We start from the raw sequence: 20,468 nt of genomic DNA, 5'->3' as shown, positions 1-20,468 counted from the left end.
TCGGGCGGGATTCGGCGAGCGGTTGCCTTCGGCCCGTAACGGGTGCGTGCACGTTTAGTAACAAGTGTGGGTAAGCTCCTGCATCGCGCAACCGGTCTCATACTATGCGCTCAAGCAGACCACCGCGGGTGAAGAGAGCCTTCCAGGGGTCTGCGCGTAGGCACGGAAGGCGAGAAAGGCGAAGCTATGAGCCAGGGCGGTGAACGAAAAGGGCGCGCGCACACGGTGCGCGGGTCGGTGGGATCCCAAGCGCCGTCCCAAGGGGCGGGCGCATCTGCGGGGAGCGAGGATACCCGTTGCGAGCGGGTGGTCGACGCGGCCTGGCGCATCGCGTCCGCCCAGGGACTCGCGGCTGTGTCTGCCCGCGGGGTCGCCCGCGAGGCAGGCGTTTCGGTGGGCGCTCTTTACAAGATGTTTCCCACCAAGAGCGACATCGTGGTCGCGGCGGCGACGCGCTTTTTCGAGCGGGCCTTCTTCGAAGATTTCTGCCACATCAACCCGGACGAAACCTTCATCGCCTACGCCCGGAGGCTCTACGCCCGAGCGGTCGACGTGCTGCGCGACTTTCGCGCCCATTGGCTGGCCGACCGCGAGGATATGCCCCAAGCCGATTTGGTTGCCGCCCGCTTGCGCGGGGGCGCGGTGGTGGAGCACGCCGAACGGGGGCTTGCCGCCGTGGCGGCGCACGATGGCGCGATCCGCTGGGACGAACTCCCCGAGGGCGTCGACGCCGCATCGGTGGCTGCGTTCACCTTCACGTCGATGCTGACGGCGCTTACCCACGGCGAGGAAGACTGCCCGGTTCTCTTCGTCCTGCTCGAGCGCGGTCTGTATGGCTCGGGGCGGGCGTGAACATATCCCCGTTGATGTTCATGGGCACGCGCGTAGCCTTGAAGTCGAACAAAGAACCTCGTCCGAAAGGTCGCATCCCATGAACGCTTCTATCGCTTTCGCCGCCGGCATCATCTCTATCGCCCTGGTCTTCTACACCGCGGGCGTCTTCCTCGAACGACGTGCCGGCACCTTGAGGCCCGCCCATCTGGCCTTCTTCTATGCAGGTCTTGCCTGCGACACGGTCGGGACGAGTGCCATGGCCCAGCTCGCGCAAGGTGCGGGCGCCAATCCTGTCCATGCGATCATCGGTGCCATCGCCCTCGTCCTTATGCTTGCGCACGCGCTTTGGGCGACCGTCGCCGTCATCCGCCGCAATCCCGCATCACTTGCGCGCTTCCATCGCTTCAGCGTGGCGGTGTGGCTCTTCTGGCTCGTTCCGTACGTGTGCGGCATGCTCATGGGCGTGCCGGCGCTCCATATGACCACCGGCGGTGCCTTGGCGACCGCGGCGACGGTGTCGGTGGGCGTCGGCGGCATCCTCTGCCTGCGCACCAACGCCGCCGCCCGCCGCAACCGCCCCCAGCGCGGCTAACCTCAAGGCGCCTTCCTTCGCCCCGGTGATTCGCAACGTGCGGGGCCGGGGCGGTGGCGGGCAGCGTCCCGGCCGGCCAAGGGGCGCCCCGCGCAGCCGCCTTGGGCGCTAGAGCCGCACGAAGCGCTCGTGAATGCGCCGGTCGCCGTCGAGTTCGGGGTGGAAGGCGAGGCCGATCTGCGCTCCCTGCCGCACGGCGACCACGTGGCCGTCGACGGTGGCGATCGCTTGGGCGGCGGGCCCCACGTTGGCAACGAACGGGGCGCGGATGAAGGTCATCGGCACGTTGGGAATGCCGTCGACCGGTGCCGTCGTATGGAAGCTTCCCAGTTGCCGCCCGTAGGCGTTGCGCTTCACCGTCACGTCGAGCGTGCCGATCCAGGGGCCCGTTTGCGCCGCCCGGGGCTCGCTCTCCCGCGACCCGTCGCCTGCGATCGCACGCGCAAGCAGGATGAGGCCGGCGCAGGTCGCGAGCACCGGCATGCCGGCTTCGATGCGCTCGCGCAGGGGTGCGAGCATGCCCTCTTCACGCAAAAGCTTGCCCTGCACGGTGCTCTCGCCGCCCGGAAGGACCAATCGGTCGAAGGGGCGGGACAGGTCGGCCGCGCAGCGCAGCTCTAAGGAGGGCTCGCCCACGTCGGCGAGGGCGCGTTCGTGCTCGATGAAGGCACCCTGCAGGGCCAGGACCGCGGTGGCCATTATTTGCCTCGCTCGGCCATGAGCAGGTCGATCTCGTCTTTGTTGATACCCACCATGGCTTCGCCCAAGTCTTCGGATAGTTCGGCGATGACCTGGGGATCCCGGTAGTTGGTCACCGCGCCCACGATGGCGCGCGCCCGCTTGGCGGGATTGCCGCTCTTGAAGATGCCGCTGCCCACGAACACGCCTTCGGCGCCCAGCTGCATCATGAGGGCCGCGTCGGCCGGGGTAGCGACGCCGCCGGCGGCGAAGTTCACCACGGGGAGCTTGCCGTGGTCATGCACGAAGCGCACGAGGTCGATGGGCACTTCGAGCCGTTTGGCTTCCTCGTACAGCTCGTCGGCGCGCAGGCTCTGCACGTGGCGGATTTCGGCGTTGATCAGGCGCATGTGGCTCACGGCCTGCACCACGTCGCCCGTGCCCGGTTCGCCCTTGGTGCGGATCATACTGGCGCCTTCGGCGATGCGGCGCAGGGCTTCGCCCAGGTTGCGGGCGCCGCAGACGAAGGGCACGGCGAAGGCGGTTTTGTCGATGTGGTAGATGTCGTCGGCGGGGGAGAGCACTTCCGATTCGTCGATGTAGTCGATGTCGATCGCCTGCAGGACCTGGGCTTCCACGAAATGCCCGATGCGGCATTTGGCCATGACGGGAATCGACACGGCTTCCTGGATACCCTTGATCATCTTGGGGTCGCTCATGCGCGAGACGCCGCCTGCGGCGCGGATATCGGCGGGGATGCGCTCGAGCGCCATGACGGCGGCGGCGCCCGCTTCTTCGGCGATGCGGGCCTGCTCGGGGGTGGTGACGTCCATGATGACGCCGCCTTTGAGCATTTGGGCGAGCTGGCGGTTGAGGGCGGCGCGCTCTGCGGGGGTCTGGGTGGGTTCTGCCATAGCGGTCCTTTCTTCGAAATGTGTGATGCCGAAGATGCTAGAGCTGAACTGATGCTGCGAGAATTATCAAATAATGAAAAAATGATAAGGTCAGAATAGAGTCAGATTAACACGACCGATAGGACCAGATGCTCAGTTACGACATGACAGCGCGCGGCGAGGCAAGCCGCTACGAGTACCTCTACCGCTGCATCCGGGGGGATATCCTTGAAGGTCGCATCGCCGAAGGCGACAAGCTGCCCTCGAAACGGCGGTTTGCCGAGCATCTGGGTGTGGGCGTGGTGACGGTAGAAGCGGCTTACGCCCAGCTTGCGGCCGAGGGTTACCTGCGCGCCGAAGAACGGCGGGGCTACTTCGTCGAGCGCCTGCCCCGGGGCAGGGTACAGGGAACGGGGGCCTTCGTGGCGTCGACGGCCGCACGGGCGATTCCGTCGCGGCCGAGCGTGGCTGCGGGCTGCGCCGCCCCGGCGCGGTCTCTGCTCGCCGACCTGTCGCGGCCAGGCACGGGGGCGTCCGCCGAAGTGGGCGCCTTCTGGACCCGGGCTCTGCGGTCCTGCATCGCTCACGAGCGCTACGAGGACCTTTTCGGCCCGCAACCGGCTTGGGGTAGCGAGCGCCTGCGGCAGGCCATCGCCGCCTACCTTCGCGGCGCGCGCGGCATGGACGTCGACCCGGCCTGCATCTACGTGGGCGCCGGCGCCCAGGTGCTCTATTCGGTCGTGGTGAAGCTTTTAGGCGCGCGGCGCACCTTTGCGGTGGAAGACCCGGGCGTGCCGGGGTTGGCGGCCTTTTACGAAGGCGACGGCGCTCGGGCCACTTTCGTGCCGGTCGATGCGGAAGGTATGAGCGCGTCGGCTCTTAGCGCAAGCGGGGCGAGCGTGGCTCATGTGACGCCCTCGCACCAGTTCCCCACGGGGCGGCCCATGACGGTCGCTCGGCGCTACGAGCTGCTCGGCTGGGCATGCGAGGCGCCCGACCGCATGATCGTGGAAGACGACTACGACTGGGAGTTCCGCTTTGCCGGCATGCCGATTCCCGCCCTCGCTTCGGTCGACGCCACGGGGCGCGTGATTTACCTGTCGACCTTCTCGAAGAGCCTGAGCTCTGCGTTGCGCATGGCCTATATGGTGGTGCCGCCGCGCCTGGCGGGCGCGCTTGACGAACGCGTGGGCTACGTGACCAACACGCTTTCGGTGATAGACCAGGTCACGTTGGCGCGCACGCTCGAATCGGGTGCCTACGAGCGGCATGTGGCCCGTTGGCGCAAGCAGCAGCGCGAGGTACGCGATGCGCTGATCGATGCCCTGAGCGCCGAGCTTGGCGGCACGGTCGCAATCGAAGAGGCCGATTCGGGCCTGCATTTCGTGATGGCCCTCGATTCGCCGGCAAGCGAGGCCGACATCGCCGCGCGGGCCCTTGCGGCGGGCGTGAAGCTCGCCGGCCTTTCGACCTACCGCCACGAGGCGCCCGCACCCGACGGGCGCCCGCGTTTCGTGGTCCAGTACGCGGGGCTCGACGTTGATGCGGCGCACGAGGTGGCCCGCGTCATCGCGCGGGCGCGTTAGCGGGCTGCTGGGGCAGGGGGTTCGTTCTGCGGGCGCGCTCGCCGCCGCGAGCGGTGCCGCTCCCACCGCTATTTCTGCGCGCGCTCGCCTTCGGCCATCGTGGGGCCTTCCAGGGGTAGCTCGTCGGAGTGGGCGGCAAGTTGCTCGTCGCCTTCCACCATGGTGCCGTCGACGCTGTAGATGGTTTCCTTGCCGGGAAGCACGATGTTCAACACGATGCCCACCAGCGAGCCCACGGCCAGGCCCGAAAGCGAGATCGTGATGCTGCCCGTGGGGATGACGATGGCGCCGGCGGCGCTGTAGGAAATGCCGATCGACAGCACGATGATGAGGGCCGTGATGATGATGTTGCGCGACAGGGTGAAGTCGACGTGGTTTTCCACGAGGTTGCGAATGCCCACCGCCGAGATCATGCCGTAGAGGACGAGCGACACGCCGCCGATCACGCAGGCGGGCATGACCTCGATGATCGCCGCGAACTTAGGGCAGAAGGAGAAGAGGATCGCGAAGCAGGCGGCGATGCGGATCACGCGGGGATCGAAGACGCGCGTGAGGGCGAGCACGCCGGTGTTTTCGCCGTAGGTGGTGTTGGCCGGCGCTCCGAAGAGGGAGGCCAGAATCGTGGCCAGGCCGTCGCCCAAGAGCGTGCGGTGCAGGCCGGGCTCGGCGATGTAGTTGCGGTTGCAGGTAGAGCTGATGGCCGAGATGTCGCCGATGTGCTCGATCATCGTGGCGAAGGCAAGGGGCATGATCGTGATGATCGCCGTGATGGCCAGACCGGTGTCGAAGCCGGGTCCCGCGAGCGAGAAGACCGTGTTCTCCCACAAAACGGGCAGGCCGATCCACGACGCTTGGGCTACGGGCGTGAAATCGACGAGGCCCAGGGCCACAGCGGCCACGTAGCCGGCGATGACGCCGAGCAGGATGGGGATGATCTTCAGCATGCCCTTGCCCCAGATGTTGAAGACGACGATCGTGGCGATCGCGATCACGGCTACGAACCAGTTGGTCTGGCAGTTGGCCACGGCCGATGCCGAAAGCGTGAGACCGATCGCGATCACGATGGGGCCGGTGACGACCGGCGGGAAGTAGCGCATGACGCGGGCGGCGCCAAAGGCGCGGAAGAGGGCCGAAAGCACCAGGTAGAGCAAGCCGGCGCAGGCTACGCCCAAGCAGGCGTAGGGCAAAAGGGCCGTGTTGGCCACGGCCAGGTTGCCGGAAGCGTCGGGCAGCATGGGTGCGATGGCCGTGTAGCCGGCGATGAAGGCGAACGACGAGCCCAGGAAGGCGGGTACCTTGCCCTTCGAAATCAGGTGGAAGAGCAGGGTGCCGAGCCCGGCGAACAACAGGGTGGCCGACACCGAAAGGCCGGTGATCGTGGGCACGAGCACGGTGGCGCCGAACATGGCGAACATGTGCTGCAGGCCGAACACGATCATCTTGGGACGACCGAGCGCGCGGGCGTCGTATACGGCGTTGGGCGCGTCCGCGGCCCCCATCGTGGGCACGGCGATTTCGTCTTTCATTAGGTTCCTCTCCCGATTGCGGTGCATTCGGGTTCCCATTGTGCCATAGGTCGTGCACATCTGTCGGCGGATGCGCTCGGCCCTTGCGCGCGTGATAGGCTAGCGGGCGTAACGAATACGCTTGCGGCGAAGAGGAGCTTGCATGAAAACACTCGGCTACTACAACGGCACCTGGGGCCCGCTCGAGGAAATGACCGTGCCTATGAACGACCGCGCGAGCTGGTTCGGCGACGGCGTCTACGACGCGGGTCCGGCGCGCAACTACCGCATGTTCGCGATGGACGAGCACATCGACCGCTTCTTCCGCAGCGCGGCGGCGTTGGAAATCGAGGTGCCCGTGACCAAATCCGAGCTGGCCGACCTGCTCGAGGACCTCATGCGCAAGATGGATACGGGCGATCTGCTCGTCTACTTCCAGGTCACGCGCGGGACGGCGCCGCGCAATCACGTGTTCTGCCAAGGGCCTGCCAACCTGTGGGTGACGCTCGTGCCCTACGAAATCGACGAGGGGCATACGCCCGTGAAGCTCATCACGGCCGAAGACACGCGCTTTTTCCACTGCAACGTGAAGACCTTGAACCTCATCCCCTCGGTTATGGCGGCCGAAGCGGCCAAGCGCGCCGGTGCCTACGAGACGGTGCTCTACCGTCCGGGTGGGCGTGTGACCGAATGCGCCCACAGCAACGTGCACATCATCGAGGACGGGGCCTTCGTCACGGCGCCCGCCGACAACCTCATTCTGCCCGGGATCGGGCGGGCGCACCTGATCGCGGCCTGCGGGCGCCTGGGGATTCCCGTGCGCGAGGAACCCTACACGCTCGATCGCTTGCGCGCGGCCGATGAGGTGATCGTGAGCAGTTCGGGCACGCCCTGTATGCGCGCCTGCGAGCTCGACGGGGCGTCGGTGGGCGGCAAGGCGGGCGAGCTGGTCGAGGCCCTGCGCGCGAGCGTCGTGAACGAGCTGCTCACCGCCACCGCCTAGCTGTTCAACGACTGGCTGGAGGCGACGGACATCGAGCGCACGTACACCAGGCCCTTCAGCCCCTGGCAGAGCGGCAAGGTCGAGCGCATGAACAGGACGCTCGCGTAGGAGCGGCAGTACGCGCGCGCCTACGCGAGCGAGGAGGAGAGGGCGGCCGCCATCGCCCTGCCTCTTTCCGCCCGCCTGCACAACATGCAGGGCCTTTGCGCGCCGAACGGGAAACGGCGCTTCCAAAGCTCGTTTCGCAGGGGAAAGGCACGCGAAACCCGTCACGGCCCTGCGTTGTGAGCGGAACCGTGCAAGGGCCCTGCGGGATGAGCGGGATTTGCCCGTTCGGCGCGACATCCCCCTGCGTTTTGAGCAAAGGGCCCCGCATGCGGGGCCCGAGCGCTCAACCACGTGTACCGGCCCTGCGAAACGAGCAGGGAATCGCACCGGCCCTGCAGGATGAGCACGGGAATCGCATCGGCCCTGCGAAATGAGCAGGGGGATTGCACCGGCCCTGCGGGATGAGCGGGAGTGTGCAAGAAGCTTGCGGGTTGAGCGGGGCGCGGGTGAGCCAAGCACGTGTGATCCCCCTTGACTCACTGCAAGCGTACAATCGGGGCTATCTGCTGCGTTTCGGAATCGAAGGGAGCCTGCGTGAAACCGCGAACCGGCCCGTTCGGCTTCATCCTGTCCTTTGGCGTCGTGAGCATGCTCATGGACGTGGTCTACCAGGCCGCCCTTTCGGTGCAGGGCCCCTTGCTCGCCTCACTGGGCGCCAGCGCTGCCCTGGTGGGCCTGGTGAGCGGTCTGGGCGAGGCCACCTCGCTTGCCGGCCGCCTGGTGAGCGGACCGGCTGCCGACCGCACGGGCCGCTATTGGATATTCGCAATCGCGGGCTATGCGATCACGGGCCTCGCGGTGCCCGCCATGGGCTTCGCCGGCAGCGTCGTGGCCGTGTCGGCTCTTATTATCGTCGAACGCTTCGGCAAATCGCTGCGTACGCCCTCGCGCGACGCGATGATCTCGCATGCTTCGGCCAAGGTGGGACGCGGAAAGGGCTTTGCGATTCACGAGCTCATGGACCAGGTCGGTGCCTTTGCGGGTCCTCTGGTGGTGGCGGCGATTCTGCAGGCCACGCATAACTCCTTCGGAAGCGCCCTTGGCGTGATGATCGTGCCCGGCGTGGCGGCAATCCTCGTCTTGCTCGTCCTGCGCCGCCGCGTGCCCGACCCATCGGCCTACGAGGAAGGGGAAGCGGAAGGCGAGGCGGCAGGAGCGAATGCCGAAGGGGTCGCGCCCACGCAAGGCGTCGTCGGCGCGAACGCCGAAGCTCGTGCACTTGCTGCCGCGCCCGTCAAGCAGCCCCGCGCCAAGCTGCCCGCCCGCTTCTGGGCGTACACCTCCTTCTGCGGGCTCGTGCTCGCCGGCGTGGGAACCTTCGGCGTGATGAGCTTCCACATGGTCGACGCGGGACTGATGGACGCGGCATTCGTGCCCGTCCTCTATGCGATCGCCCAGGCGGTCGATGCCGTGTTCGCCCTAATTACGGGCAGCTTGTACGACAAATACGGGGTCAAGGTGCTTTTCGTGCTGCCGGTGGTGTCGGCGCTCGTGCCCCTGTTCGCCTTCGCGTCGTCGGTGCCGCTCGTCGCCGTGGGCGTGGCCTTGTGGGGCATGAGCCTGGGCGTGCAGGAATCGACGATGCGCGCGGCCGTGGCCGACATGGTGCCGGGCGGCAAGCGGGCCACCTCCTACGGCATGTTCAGTGTGGCCACGGGCATCGGTACCTTCGTGGGCGCTACGGTCATCGGCGTGCTTTATCCTCTGGGCCAGGCGGCAATCGCGGTCTACGCCATCGCCTTGCAGGTGGCGGCCTTCATCTTGCTTGCCCGCCTCGTCCGCCGCGCATAGGGGAGAGGTGCGGAAGGGCCGCGCCCCTCTGTTTCGCCCGTCTAGAGAAGGACGGCCCGGGAGCGCGCCTGCCCGGAGCGCGCCGTCGCCCACGTGCCGAAACCCCGCCACAGCCGGGAACTTTTCTGCACCCGGCCAGCCCGCGGCGGGGGCATCTACCGCTCGTGCTATCCTGCAGGCCATGCGAATCCGTACGACCAAGGAGCCTCCATGCAAGAAGAGCGCCGGGAATACATCGACATCATCCGCGATCTGGGCGGCGACCTGCCGGGACGCCGGGCGGCCCTCGATTTCATCCGCGAATCCGACGTCTACGTGCACGGCGAGCCGGCGCCCTTCCCCTACGTGCCCTACCTGGTGAACGACGACGACCTGGCCTTTATAGGCGACCAGGTGCGCATGGCCCATCGCATCCTCTGCAAGGTCATCCGCCGCTACCTGGACGATCCTTCCTATCGCGCCATGTTCAAGCTGCCGCCCGAAGTGGAAAAGCTCGTCTTGTTGCCCTGCGGCTACGATCAGCTTCTGCCCATGGGCCGCTTCGACCTCTTCCTCGACGAAGGTGACCGGTCCTACAAGTTCTGCGAGTTCAACACCGACGGCGCGGGCGCGGCCTCGCGCGACTATATGATCGGCCGGGCCCTCATGCAGGGTGAAGCCTTCAAGCGCTTCGCCGCCCGTCATACGGTGAGTCAGTTCGAGCTCTTCGATTCCTGGGTGTGCGCCTTCATGCGCATTTATGAAAGCGACGCCCATGCGGTCGCCCATCCCACGGTGTGCATCACCGATTTCGAAGAAAGCGGCGTCTTCAGCGACTTCAACCGGTTCATCGAAGCCTTCGAACGCAAGGGAATTCCCTGCCGCTTCGTGGACACGCGCAACTTCACCTTCGACGGCGAGCATCTGCGCGACGCGTCCGACGGCACGGTGATCGACGCGATCTACCGCCGTGCCGTGACGAGCGAGCTTTTGGGCCATCTGGACGAATGCCAGCCTCTCATCGATGCGGTGGCGGCCGAAAAGGTCTGCCTGATCGGGCATTTCCGCACCACGGTTGCCCATTCCAAGATGGTCAACATCGCCCTCTTCGACGACCGCACGCGGGCCTTCCTCACGCCCGAAGAATGCGCCTTCATCGATGCCCACGTGCCGCGTACCTACGTGCTCTCGGCCGAACCCGCGGGCTACACGCTCGACGAGGTCAAGGCCGACCGTGAGAAGTGGATCATCAAGCCGGCCGACGACTACGGCGGACACGGCGTCTACCCGGGCGTCGATTTCGACGCCGACGCCTGGGCGCGCATCGTCGACGAAAACCTCGACGCGGGCGCCATCGTGCAGGAGTTCTACCCGCCCCACCATGTCGACATCGTGCAGACCGCCTTTGGCGCCGAAGAGGAAGCCGACCCCGCCCAGGCTGCTCGCGTGGAATCGTGGCAGTCGATGCCGGGCGTCTATATGTACGACGGCGAGCCCGTGGGCTTCTACTGCCGTCTGGGGCAAGAAGGCGTGATCGCGATCGACCACGGGGGCTTGTGCGCCAACACGTTCAAGGTAGAGTAGGGCATACGGAGGTGGCAGGCAGCCGGGCGCTCGCGCCGGGGCGCCTGCCGGCAGCGCGCACGGTCGGGACGCCTTCGTGCCGGTCTCGCGCATGCGCCGTGTTGAAAGTCGGGCGAAGGAGCGAAAGACGACCATGATTTCGGCGCGCGAGCTGCGCAACAACTGCCGTACGGCCAACTATCAGCGGGGGCGCGACATCGCCGACCGGCCGTCGCGCATACTTGCACCCACAGCCGAAGAGACGTCGGTGCGCGGCGTGCGCCGACTGCGCCTTTCTGCCCGTATGCGCGGTACGGATCCGGGCGATATGTACGAAACCGAAGTCTTCATCGATCCCGTTGAAGGCGAAATTCTCGACTACGACTGCACCTGTCCGGCCGCCGACAATTTCAGCGGTATGTGCAAGCATGCGGTTGGCCTGGTGATGCGCTACAACGACGCGTCGAGCTCGTTCCGCTCTACGGGAAACGCACGCGCCCGTCAGACGTCGGGCGCCCTGTCTTTGATTATGGACCGCACCGCACCCGGTCCCCGCCAGGCGCAGGCCAACGTCGATTTGGATATGGAGCTGAGCTACTACTTCGACCAGTGGACGCTTCAGTTCAAAATCGTAGGGCCAAAAGGCTCGTATGTGCTGAAGAACATCGGCGACTTTTTGGACCACATGCGCGCGGGTGACTATGTGTCCTATGGAAAAAAGCTCGCCTTCAGCCACGTGCCGGGCAATCTCACCCCGCGTGCGCGCAAGATCTGGCGTTTCCTCGATGCGGCGGTGGAAGCGCGCCGCGAGCTTGCGCCGCTCGCTTCGTCGGGGTACAGCTACGGCTACAGCTACGGGTATTCAAGCGCGGTGCGCGTGGGGCGCGAAATGCAGCTGGCAAATTCGGAACTGCTCGATCTGTTCGGGATTTTCGAAGGCGAGCAGATCGATATTCTCGACGAAGAACAGGCGATCGAAGCCCAGGGCGCCTATCTGCTGCGCACGGGTCGGTCGCGCGGACGCTTGGCACGTGACAGGGACCGCATGACCGTCACGGTGCGCGAGGGCAAGCCCGAACTGGGAATTTCTATCGAAGCGGTCGACGGGGGCTTTGAAGTGAGCGCACCCGAACCCGCCCGCGTCGTGTCCGACGGCCAGCGCCTGGCTCTGTGGCGTGGCGACACCATCTGGCTATGCCCGCCTTCGTTTGCTTCGGCCCGCAAGGTGCTCGATGCCCTCTACGGCGACGGTGCCCTTTTCGTCGCGGCCGACGATGCCCCGCGCTTCGCGTCGACCGTGCTGCCCGTGTTCGAGGATGTGCTCGGCGCCCAGGCCCCCGCAGAACTCGACGCGCTCAAGCCGGTGCCCTGCGAGCTCGCCTTCTATTTGGACCGCACGCGCACGGGGGTCGTCTGCGACGCCCGCGCCGTCTACGGAGGCCGAAGCTTCCATGTGCTCGCCCCGATCACCCACGAGGACGCTCACGTGCGCGACCCCGAATCGGAAGCGGCGGGTGCCGAAGCGGTGCGTCGCTACTTCGCGGAATTCGTCGTGCCCAAGGGCGAGGCCGGCCGCACGGTGGGCAGGATCGCGATCGACGATGCCGATGCGATCGGGGAGTTGCTCTTCGGAGGATTGGCGGCCTTCCGCGAGCTGGGCCAGGTGTTCACCACGCCGGCTTTCGACAAGCTGCTCTTCGACGGCCATCCCACCGCGCAAACGGGCCTTTCCATTTCGGGCGACCTGATCAACCTGGACATTTCCGCCGACGAGCTCGAGCCCGAAGAGGTGGCGCGCATCCTCGACAGCTACCGGCTGCGCCGCCGCTACCATCGCCTGAAGAACGGGGCCTTCCTCAACGTGGGCGACATGGACCTGGCCCAGATCGACCGCTTATCCAGCGACCTGGGGATCAAAGGCAGCCAGCTGGGAACGGGAGAGGTGGAACTGCCCCTCTACGAGGCCTTCTACCTGAAGGACCGTCTGCCCGACGCCGACCGCGACGAGAGCTTTTCGGCTTACCTCGACCGTTTCGATGAAGAACGGGCCAAGAAGCGGGTCCCGCCCGCTTCGCTTGCCGGTATCTTGCGTCCCTACCAGGTGGAAGGGTTCGCCTGGCTGTCGCTGCTCACGAGCTGCGGCTTCGGAGGCATCCTGGCCGACGAAATGGGCCTGGGCAAATCGGTGCAGCTGATCAGCTGGTTGGTGAGCTGCTCCGATCGGGCCGATGCTCCCAGCCTGATCGTGTGCCCGGCGTCCTTGGTCTACAATTGGGCGGCTGAATTCGAGCGGTTCGCGCCGCAGATGCGCATCGCCACGCTGGCCGGGGCCAAAGCGCACCGGGTGGCCGAGCGGGCGCGTGCGGCCGCCGGCGAAGTCGATGTGATGATCACGAGCTACGACATCCTGCGTATCGACGTGGAAGACTTCGCGCAGATGAAACTCTTCAGCTGCACGCTCGACGAGGCCCAGTACATCAAGAACCAGTCGACCAAGGTGGCCAAAGCCGCCAAACGGGTGCGCGCCCAGCACCGGTTCGCGCTCACGGGCACCCCGGTGGAGAACCGGCCGAGCGAGCTGTGGAGCATCTTCGACTTCCTGATGCCGGGCCTTTTGGGTTCGGCCATGCACTTTCGCGAGCGGTTCGAGATTCCCGTGCTGGGCAACGACGAGGAGGCGCAGAAGAGCCTGCAGGCTCTCGTGGGGCCCTTCGTGCTGCGGCGGCTGAAGGCCAACGTGCTCACCGACTTGCCCGACAAGATGGAATCGCGCGTGTACGCCCAGATGACCGGGCCGCAGGCCAAAGCCTATCAGGCGAGCGAGCAGCACCTGCGCGATGCGCTCAACGCCCAGAAGCGCGAATCGGGGTCGCGCTCGCACGAGGCGGGCGCCAACGACATGAACAAGGTGCAGGTGCTTGCCCAGCTCACGCGCCTACGCCAGCTGTGCCTGGACCCGGCCCTCGTGTTCGAGAACTACAAGGGCGGCGCCGCCAAACTCGACACGATCGTCGACCTGGTGGGCGAGGGCATCGAATCGGGGCAGAAGATCCTCGTGTTCTCCCAGTTCACGAGCTTTTTGAAGCGGATCGCTGCACGGCTTGAGAAAGCGGGCGTGAGCTACTTTACGATCACGGGCGCCACGCCGAAGAAGCGGCGCCTGGAACTGGTGAACGAGTTCAACGCCAACGACGTGCCGGTGTTCCTCATCTCGCTCAAGGCGGGCGGCACGGGGTTGAACCTCACGGGCGCATCGATGGTGATTCATGCCGATCCCTGGTGGAACGCAGCGGCCGAAAACCAGGCGACCGACCGCGCCCACCGCATCGGCCAGGAGCGCACGGTAAGCGTGTACAAGGTGATCGCGAAGGGCACGATAGAAGAGCGCATCGTCGATCTGCAGGAGCGCAAGAGCGAGCTTGCGCACACCCTGCTGGCGGGTTCGGGCGCTTCGCTCGCCAAGCTGTCGACCGACGATTTGATCGCCCTGTTGTCGTAGCGTGCAATTGGGGGGGGCGGAGTGCGGAGGCGCCCCTCCTATATTTCGTCCTATTCGGTTGGCAGTTTGTTTTCGACTGACGTGTACGGCTCTTGGGAAACTGCGTGTAGGAAGGGGCTTACGCCGAAAGTTGTCAGCTGTCCCAAGAGCGCTGCCGCCCGCTGGCTCTCCACGATGCGTCCGTCGCGCACCCAACGGCGGAAAAACTGCAAGGCGGTCGACCGAATGAAGTGGGTAACCAGGTCGAATTCAGCTGTATCGAGCGTGGGGAAGGGGTTTCCCGCTGTCGCGTAGCGCTCCATCTGCATGCGGTAGAGTTTCCCGCCGTAGTCGTAGCGCCCACGCGTGCAGATAAGGCGCGTGGTGGGTTCGTCTTGCTGAGCGAGGAAGAGGAAGAACCGCACGGCATGCCCCTCGATGTCCTCGGGCGTTTCGGGCGTCTGTTCCGCTTCGTCGAAGAAGCGGTTCATCACGGCATCCAGATGCTCGTCGAAGAGGGATTCGATCGAATCGTAGTGAAGGTAGAAGGTCTTGCGGTTGATCTGCGCGCGGTCGGCGATCTGCTTGACAGTGATTTTGTTGGGGTCGATTTCCATGACCAATTCGGCCATGGCCCGTTGTATGGCGTTATGGGTGCGACGGTAGCGAAGGTCGTGTTCGTTTGCTGCCATAGAGAATCCCCCCAATTCCCACATTTTCGAAGGTGCGGCTTAAGCATCAGGCCCCATAGGCTGGGCAGTGATTGCAGAATCCCCGCTCCGTACACTCAGCAGCGTACGGGTTCGTAGGCGATTGTAACCGCTTGCGAGCCATCAAGACGCAGCTGCGTCAAAGAGGAGTTGGGAGATAGCATGACGACGAGCAACGTGAGCCGTCGCGGATTCCTGAAGGGTGCCTTTGCCGCGGGAGCCGGCCTTGCAAGCGCCGGGGCGATGACGACGACGGCTAACTGGTTTGCCGAAGCGGATACTTCTGCTGATGCGAACGAATCGACAGCGTACACGTACCACAACGAGCATTGTTTGTGCAATTGCATGCTGGAATGCACGGTGCGTGACGGCCGTTTGTGCATGGTGAAGCCGCGGCCCAACGACGACCGCCGGTTCCACAACATCTGCCTGAAGGGCATTTCGGAAATCGAGCATATTTACGGCGATTCTCGCATACAGACGCCGCTTAAGCGCGTCGGAGAGCGTGGCGAGGGCAAGTTCGAGCAGATTAGCTGGGACGAAGCTTTCTCGCTTGTTGCCGATGGACTCAAATCGGCCCAACAGAGCTACGGTAAGGAATCGGTGTGGGTGCAGTTCTCCACCGAATCCCAGCAGCGCTTGCCTCCGCTTTTGCCGACGATCCTGGGCGCTCAGACGAGCGCAATGAACGGCTACGATATGGGGCAGGGCAACGGCCAGGGGCAGGCGTTCGGATGGTCGGGCATGTTCGCCGAGAACACCATTTGGGATTGGCCGAACGCGCGCGTAGTGCTCCTGGTCAACTGCAATCTAATCGAAACGAGTTTGGTCTGGTCGCGCGGTATGCTCGACGCCCAGAAGGCAGGCACCGAATTCATCGTGCTTGACCCTCGTTTCAGCCCTACCGCGGGCAAGGCGGATCAATGGGTCGGCCTGCGCGCGGGCACCGACCCGGCATTCTTTTTGGGCATGGCCAACTACATCCTGCAGAAGGGCCTCTACGACGAGGATCACTGCACCAAGAACACCGCTCTGCCTTCGCTCGTGAACCCGCAGACGGGTGAAGTGCTGGGCGAAATGGAAGATGCAATCGACCCCAAAACGGGTTTGCCCGCCATCGACGAGAAGACTGGGGCGGTAAAGCGCCAGAAGCATCCGTACGTGTGGGATGCCGCCGTGAATGCCGCCGTGCGTCTCGATAGCGCGAAGAGCCCCGTGCTCGAAGGCACCTTCACGGTGGACGGCGTCGCCTATGAAACTCAGTTCAGCCTGCTGCGCGAGCAGATGAAAGGTTACACGCTCGATTGGGCGGCTTCGGTCTGCGACATCGATGCGAGCGTCATCGCCGACGTTGCCGAACGGTACGCCCAGGGACCTTCGATCATCGCCAACGGCGTGGGCGGCATCGACAAGTTCTCGAACAACGATATCGCCGGCCATTGCTATGCGCTCGTGGCCGCGTTGACGGGCAACTATGGGAAGCGCGGAACGGGCTGCGGCATCTACGGCTACCATGTGACCCCGTGGAATGCCCAGCTGGGCACCTGGCCTTTGCCGGAGGGCGTAGAGCCCGCAACTCCGAAGATGGGCTTCTACGATATGGTGCACAAGGACATGGGCATCCATGCCGCGCTCTTCTTCGGCGATATTCCCACTCAGAAGTCGGCGAATTGGGCGGTGACCGAAGCCTGGCTTCAGAAGCTCGACTTCGTGGCGATTGCCGATGTCTACCATTCGAGTGTCGTCGACTACGCCGACGTAGTGCTGCCTGCCTGCTCGAAGTTCGAGAACATCGACGAGATCGGCGGTCTGAAAAACGCCAACGGCTACATCCTCACCAATCAGAAGGTTCTCGACCCGCTCTTCGAGGCGAAGCCCGATTTCTACATCGAGAAGGGTATCGCCGACGCGATGGGCTTGGGCAGCCTGATGCCCGAAGATTCGGTAGCGTACGCAAAGGCCCTGCTCGACACTCCCGACCCCATGGTTGCGGGCATTACGCTCGACACGCTCAAACAGAACACGGGTGCCCAGCATCTGGTGGGAACCGGCGACATCCGAGGCGATGAAGTGGGCATGACCTATGACACGCCTTCGGGCAAGCAAGAGCCCTATTACGAGAATCTTGTGCCTTTCGGCCAGGCTTTTCCCGCTTGGGAAGCCCCCAACGAGGCGTATCCCGAAAACCCTTTGCGTGCGAAATACCCTTTGCAGTTCGGCCAGTCGCGTTCGCGCTTCCGCGTGCACTCCACGTATTCGGGTGCCAAGTGGATTCAGCAGTTCTACGAGCCGCATGTCGAGCTCAACGCGGCGGAAGCGGCGTCGCGCGGCCTTGCCGACGGCGATACCGTTGAAGTCTTCAACGATCGTGGCAGCTTCACTACGAAGGTGCGCATCAACGAGGCGATCAGGCCCGAAAGCGCCTTCATGGTTGAAAGCTCCTATAAGGACTTTTTGGGTGGCACACTCATGCAGAGCGTGTCCAACGACGCTATCAACGAACGGGGCTACGCGCTTCCCTTCGGGCCGATGATCCCCTTCAACGACACCTTGGTCGAAATCAAGAAAGCGGGCGAATAGACATGACACGATTGGCAATAGCTATCGACAAGCATCGCTGCATCGGCTGCAATACCTGCGCCAATGCGTGCAAGATGAGCAACAACGTGCCTGACGGCATGCTCTGGAATCGCGTCCTCACCGAAGGGGTCGACCTCTACGACGGCGCACAGGGCTCGTATCCGTATCTTTCCCGTAGCTACCTGCCCATCGCCTGCCAGCACTGCGACAACGCAGCCTGCCAGCGGGTGTGCCCTACGGGCGCGACCTATAAAGACGACAAGGGCCGCATTGAAATCGATTACGACAAGTGCATCGGCTGCCGCATGTGCATGGCCGCCTGCCCCTATAACGCGCGTACGTTTAACTGGAACGAGCCCAAGCGCGCAACCGGTTTCGACTATGGCGATGCCCGCGTGCCCGCGCGCCGAAAGGGCGTGATGGAAAAGTGCACCCTCTGCAAGGAGCGCACCGATGCGGGCGAGGTGCCCATGTGCGTGCTCTGCTGCCCGGGCGACGCACGCGTCTATGGCGATTTGGACGACCCCGATTCCGAAATCAGCCGTGTGATACGAGATAACCACGCATACGTCCTGCTGGAAGAGAAGGGCACCAAGCCCAAGGTCCACTACTTCAATTAAGGGGTTTCTAATGAATAAGCTTTCGGTACCATCGAAAATCGCCCTTGCCGTGCTTGCCCTGCTTGCGGCCGCGGGCTTTGGATGCTGGATCTATCAGCAGATCGGCGGTTTGGGCGTTACGGGCATGAACAATTCCACGTCGTGGGGCCTCTACATCGCGCTGTTCATGTTCTTCGTGGGCCTTTCGGCGGGCGGCTTGATCGTGGCCAGTTCAGCGCATGTGTTCAACATCGAGCCGTTCAAGCGCGTGTCCGTTCCCGCTATCATCACGTCGATCGTCTGCATCTGCTGTGCAGGCTTGTTCGTGCTCATCGACTTGGGTGGAATCGTGCGCGTTTGGCGCCTGTTCACGGGCCCCAATCCCACCTCTCCGCTCGTATGGGACATCACCGTCATCACTATCTATCTGACTATCAACGTCCTCGACCTGTACTGGTTGACAAAAGGAGATGAGCATAAAGTCAACGTGCTCTCGCGCATCGCGCTGCCTGTCGCCATTCTGGTTCATTCGGTCACGGCATGGATTTTCGGTCTGCAGATTGCCAAAGCCTGGTACTCCGCGATCATGGCTCCCATTTTCGTTGCCTCTGCCTGCGATTCCGGTCTTGCGTTGCTCTTGGTCTGCCTGGTCGCCCTCAATGCGAGCGGACTTTTCTCGTTCGATCGCACTCTGATGAAATCGCTCGCGGGCTTGCTTGCCGTGTTTATCGCGGTGGATGGTTTCTTCATCGGCTGCGAGTGCCTGACCATGGCGTACCCCGGCGCGGGCGAATCGGCTGCTCTCGCCGAAATGGTCGCGGGCCGGACCGCGCCCTTCTTCTGGTTCGAGGTTCTGGGCGGATTGCTGCTTCCCTTCCTTCTGCTCGTGTTCTCCAAGAACCGCGAGAAAACGGGGATCGTGGTCTTTGCGAGCGTGATGGTGGTGCTCGGCGTGTGCTGCAAGCGCCTGTGGTTGCTCTTCACCAGTTTCGTATATCCCAACGTGGCCGGGGCGAACGGCATCACGCTTGGCTCGCAGGTGGCACAGGCCGACCCCTTCGCCATGTGGAGCACTGTGGGCACTTACGCGCCCACGGGTGTAGAGCTGACGATTGCCCTGGGGACGATCAGTTTGGGCGCTCTTGCGTTCGTGGTGCTCTCGCGCCGGTTCCTTGGTGCGGACGCCGAAGAATAGTGTGCAACGAGACGGCGGGCCTGGGTACCCGCCGTCTTATTTACGATAGGAGGGGCTATGGTTTCGCATGAACGCGACCGCCTCGATCAGGCGCTTGCCTTCTTAGGCAACTCGCTGCTGGCGCCGCTGTCGCAGACGGGTCAGATGGGCCTTGACGAGGGGTTTTGGCGGACTTTTCCTAGTTTCGAGTCATCTGAGGTGCGCGCGGCTCTCGACCGGATGGCGCGCATCGTGCGGCGTGTCGCCTCATCCGATGATGCCGTGAGCGAAGTATCGGTGGAATTCACCCATCTCTTTGTGGGACCGCCGCGTCCGGCGGCAGCTCCGTGGGAAACCGCCTACCGCACGGACGGGCATGTGGGCTTCGGCGCGGCGACGGTCGACATGCAACAGCGGTTGGAACGTCTGAAATTGAAGGTTTCGAACAAGAACCGTCAATACGCTGACCATGTCGGTTTGGAACTGCTCTACCTTTCGGAACTGCTTCGCCGTGCGGGCGAAGGCGATGAAGAATGCGCCCAAGAAGCGCCGGCCTTTGCTGCCAAGATGGGGGAGTGGGTCCCCGCGCTGCGCGAACGGATCGCCCATGAGGCGTCTGGCGGCTACTACGAGGGAATCGCGGACGTCGCGCTCGCGCTGCTCGCATGCGTCTAGCGCGTGCCTCATTCCGGGTCTTGGTGCAGGGGATGCCACTTACCTTCACTGCTCGTAAGGGTCGCTGTTATTTGTTGCCGTATTGATTGATAGAATAATTACGTCCGTAATCAAGACCGTAATTACGGACGTTCTTTGCAAAGGTCGAAAGCTGCCACGGGGGAATAAAATGACGGGGACGCAGTCCCCGCCTTAAGGGCGGGCCAAGGCTTTTAAGCCAGCTTCTATACCGTGGTCATGCCATGGTGTTTCTGTTCCCAGTGCTACACCTCTTCGTACACGTCTACGTGTGATGTACCCGCAACGGCCATCTTGCCCAGCTTGGGAACGAGCTCCTTGAAGTGCGCGGAGGCCTGATGTGCTTCGAGGGCGGCGCGGTCGCGCCACACTTCCACGAAGCAGTAGCCCTGCGGGTCGTCGATCTTGCGGTTGAGCGTGTAGCTTGCGCATCCGTCTTCGGCGGCCGATGCCCTCACGAGTTCGCGGGCCAGCTCTTCGTAGGCGGCCGTGCATTCGGCGCGCACCGTGCGCGCAGCGACGATTCGAATCATGCGTGGTCCTTTCAATCAGCTTTCAGTGTAGCGGAAGGCGGAAAGGCGATTGACAAGGGCATGAACGCCGTCGCCAATCGCGGAATGCTCTCACTTCTTCGTCATCAATATCGCTAATCCTTTTGGTGGTGTATCGGAATATGCAATAGTATCGATACCATCATCTAAG

General features: G+C 64.0%; 16 protein-coding genes. 11 read left to right on the top strand and 5 right to left on the bottom strand.

Annotated elements, in window-relative coordinates; translation table 11 throughout:
* Window positions 1–186: 186 nt before the first annotated feature.
* A complete protein-coding gene (locus BN3270_RS02855) occupies window positions 187–852 on the top strand; it encodes a TetR/AcrR family transcriptional regulator (RefSeq protein WP_058985689.1) in 666 nt (221 codons plus the stop codon).
* 79 nt (window positions 853–931) lie between these two features.
* Window positions 932–1,426 carry an HsmA family protein gene (locus BN3270_RS02850; RefSeq protein ID WP_058985688.1) on the top strand — a complete coding sequence of 165 codons (495 nt, stop codon included), beginning with the start codon at window positions 932–934 and terminating at the stop codon, window positions 1,424–1,426.
* 108 nt (window positions 1,427–1,534) lie between these two features.
* On the opposite strand, the gene pdxT is transcribed toward BN3270_RS02850, so the two are convergent.
* Both pdxT and pdxS read right to left on the bottom strand, forming a co-directional pair.
* Window positions 1,535–2,125, bottom strand: coding sequence for a pyridoxal 5'-phosphate synthase glutaminase subunit PdxT (pdxT, locus tag BN3270_RS02845; protein WP_058985687.1), 591 nt, complete (start codon window positions 2,123–2,125; stop codon window positions 1,535–1,537).
* Window positions 2,125–3,018 carry a pyridoxal 5'-phosphate synthase lyase subunit PdxS gene (pdxS, locus tag BN3270_RS02840; RefSeq protein WP_058985686.1) on the bottom strand — a complete coding sequence of 298 codons (894 nt, stop codon included), beginning with the start codon at window positions 3,016–3,018 and terminating at the stop codon, window positions 2,125–2,127. The genes pdxT and pdxS overlap by 1 nt, the downstream gene beginning before the upstream one ends.
* A gap of 128 nt (window positions 3,019–3,146) precedes the next feature.
* Between pdxS and pdxR the strand changes: the two genes are divergently transcribed.
* Window positions 3,147–4,583: a MocR-like pyridoxine biosynthesis transcription factor PdxR gene (pdxR, locus tag BN3270_RS02835; protein WP_058985685.1), complete on the top strand. Its 1,437-nt coding sequence runs from the start codon at window positions 3,147–3,149 to the stop codon at window positions 4,581–4,583.
* A gap of 68 nt (window positions 4,584–4,651) precedes the next feature.
* Here the strand turns inward: pdxR and BN3270_RS02830 are convergent, their stop codons facing one another.
* The gene (locus BN3270_RS02830; protein ID WP_058985684.1) at window positions 4,652–6,109 is read right to left on the bottom strand and encodes a uracil-xanthine permease family protein; all 1,458 of its coding nucleotides are present in this window, start codon (window positions 6,107–6,109) and stop codon (window positions 4,652–4,654) included.
* Window positions 6,110–6,251: 142 nt separating this feature from the next.
* Here BN3270_RS02830 and BN3270_RS02825 point away from each other — a divergent pair, with 142 nt between their 5' ends.
* From BN3270_RS02825 to BN3270_RS02810, 4 genes are all read left to right on the top strand, one after another.
* A complete protein-coding gene (locus BN3270_RS02825) occupies window positions 6,252–7,091 on the top strand; it encodes an aminotransferase class IV (protein ID WP_058985683.1) in 840 nt (279 codons plus the stop codon).
* Between the two features lie 642 nt (window positions 7,092–7,733).
* A complete protein-coding gene (locus BN3270_RS02820) occupies window positions 7,734–8,990 on the top strand; it encodes an MFS transporter (protein ID WP_271711899.1) in 1,257 nt (418 codons plus the stop codon).
* A 210-nt stretch (window positions 8,991–9,200) separates the two neighbouring features.
* Window positions 9,201–10,553 carry an ATP-grasp domain-containing protein gene (locus tag BN3270_RS02815; protein ID WP_058985682.1) on the top strand — a complete coding sequence of 451 codons (1,353 nt, stop codon included), beginning with the start codon at window positions 9,201–9,203 and terminating at the stop codon, window positions 10,551–10,553.
* A 133-nt stretch (window positions 10,554–10,686) separates the two neighbouring features.
* A complete protein-coding gene (locus tag BN3270_RS02810) occupies window positions 10,687–14,031 on the top strand; it encodes a DEAD/DEAH box helicase (protein WP_058985681.1) in 3,345 nt (1,114 codons plus the stop codon).
* 50 nt (window positions 14,032–14,081) lie between these two features.
* Here BN3270_RS02810 and BN3270_RS02805 read toward each other — a convergent pair whose 3' ends face one another.
* Window positions 14,082–14,702, bottom strand: coding sequence for a TetR/AcrR family transcriptional regulator (locus BN3270_RS02805; RefSeq protein ID WP_058985680.1), 621 nt, complete (start codon window positions 14,700–14,702; stop codon window positions 14,082–14,084).
* A 180-nt stretch (window positions 14,703–14,882) separates the two neighbouring features.
* Between BN3270_RS02805 and BN3270_RS02800 the strand changes: the two genes are divergently transcribed.
* From BN3270_RS02800 to BN3270_RS02785, 4 genes are read left to right on the top strand one after another with little or no spacing between them, the layout of a single operon-like run.
* Complete coding sequence (locus BN3270_RS02800) at window positions 14,883–17,300, top strand: molybdopterin-dependent oxidoreductase (protein ID WP_058985679.1); 2,418 nt, start codon at window positions 14,883–14,885, stop codon at window positions 17,298–17,300.
* 2 nt (window positions 17,301–17,302) lie between these two features.
* Entirely contained in the window at window positions 17,303–17,920 is a 618-nt protein-coding gene (locus BN3270_RS02795; RefSeq protein ID WP_058985678.1) for a 4Fe-4S dicluster domain-containing protein, read from the top strand.
* A gap of 10 nt (window positions 17,921–17,930) precedes the next feature.
* Complete coding sequence (gene nrfD / locus BN3270_RS02790) at window positions 17,931–19,094, top strand: NrfD/PsrC family molybdoenzyme membrane anchor subunit (RefSeq protein WP_058985677.1); 1,164 nt, start codon at window positions 17,931–17,933, stop codon at window positions 19,092–19,094.
* A gap of 57 nt (window positions 19,095–19,151) precedes the next feature.
* Window positions 19,152–19,748 (top strand): TorD/DmsD family molecular chaperone, encoded by a 597-nt coding sequence (locus tag BN3270_RS02785; protein WP_058985676.1) that lies wholly within the window; start codon window positions 19,152–19,154, stop codon window positions 19,746–19,748.
* A 263-nt stretch (window positions 19,749–20,011) separates the two neighbouring features.
* On the opposite strand, the gene BN3270_RS02780 is transcribed toward BN3270_RS02785, so the two are convergent.
* The gene (locus tag BN3270_RS02780; RefSeq protein ID WP_058985675.1) at window positions 20,012–20,299 is read right to left on the bottom strand and encodes a putative quinol monooxygenase; all 288 of its coding nucleotides are present in this window, start codon (window positions 20,297–20,299) and stop codon (window positions 20,012–20,014) included.
* Window positions 20,300–20,468 lie beyond the last annotated feature (169 nt).

Source organism: Hugonella massiliensis (assembly GCA_001486445.1).
Lineage (GTDB): Bacteria > Actinomycetota > Coriobacteriia > Coriobacteriales > Eggerthellaceae > Hugonella > Hugonella massiliensis.
This window is presented reverse-complemented; position numbering and strand designations above follow the sequence as displayed.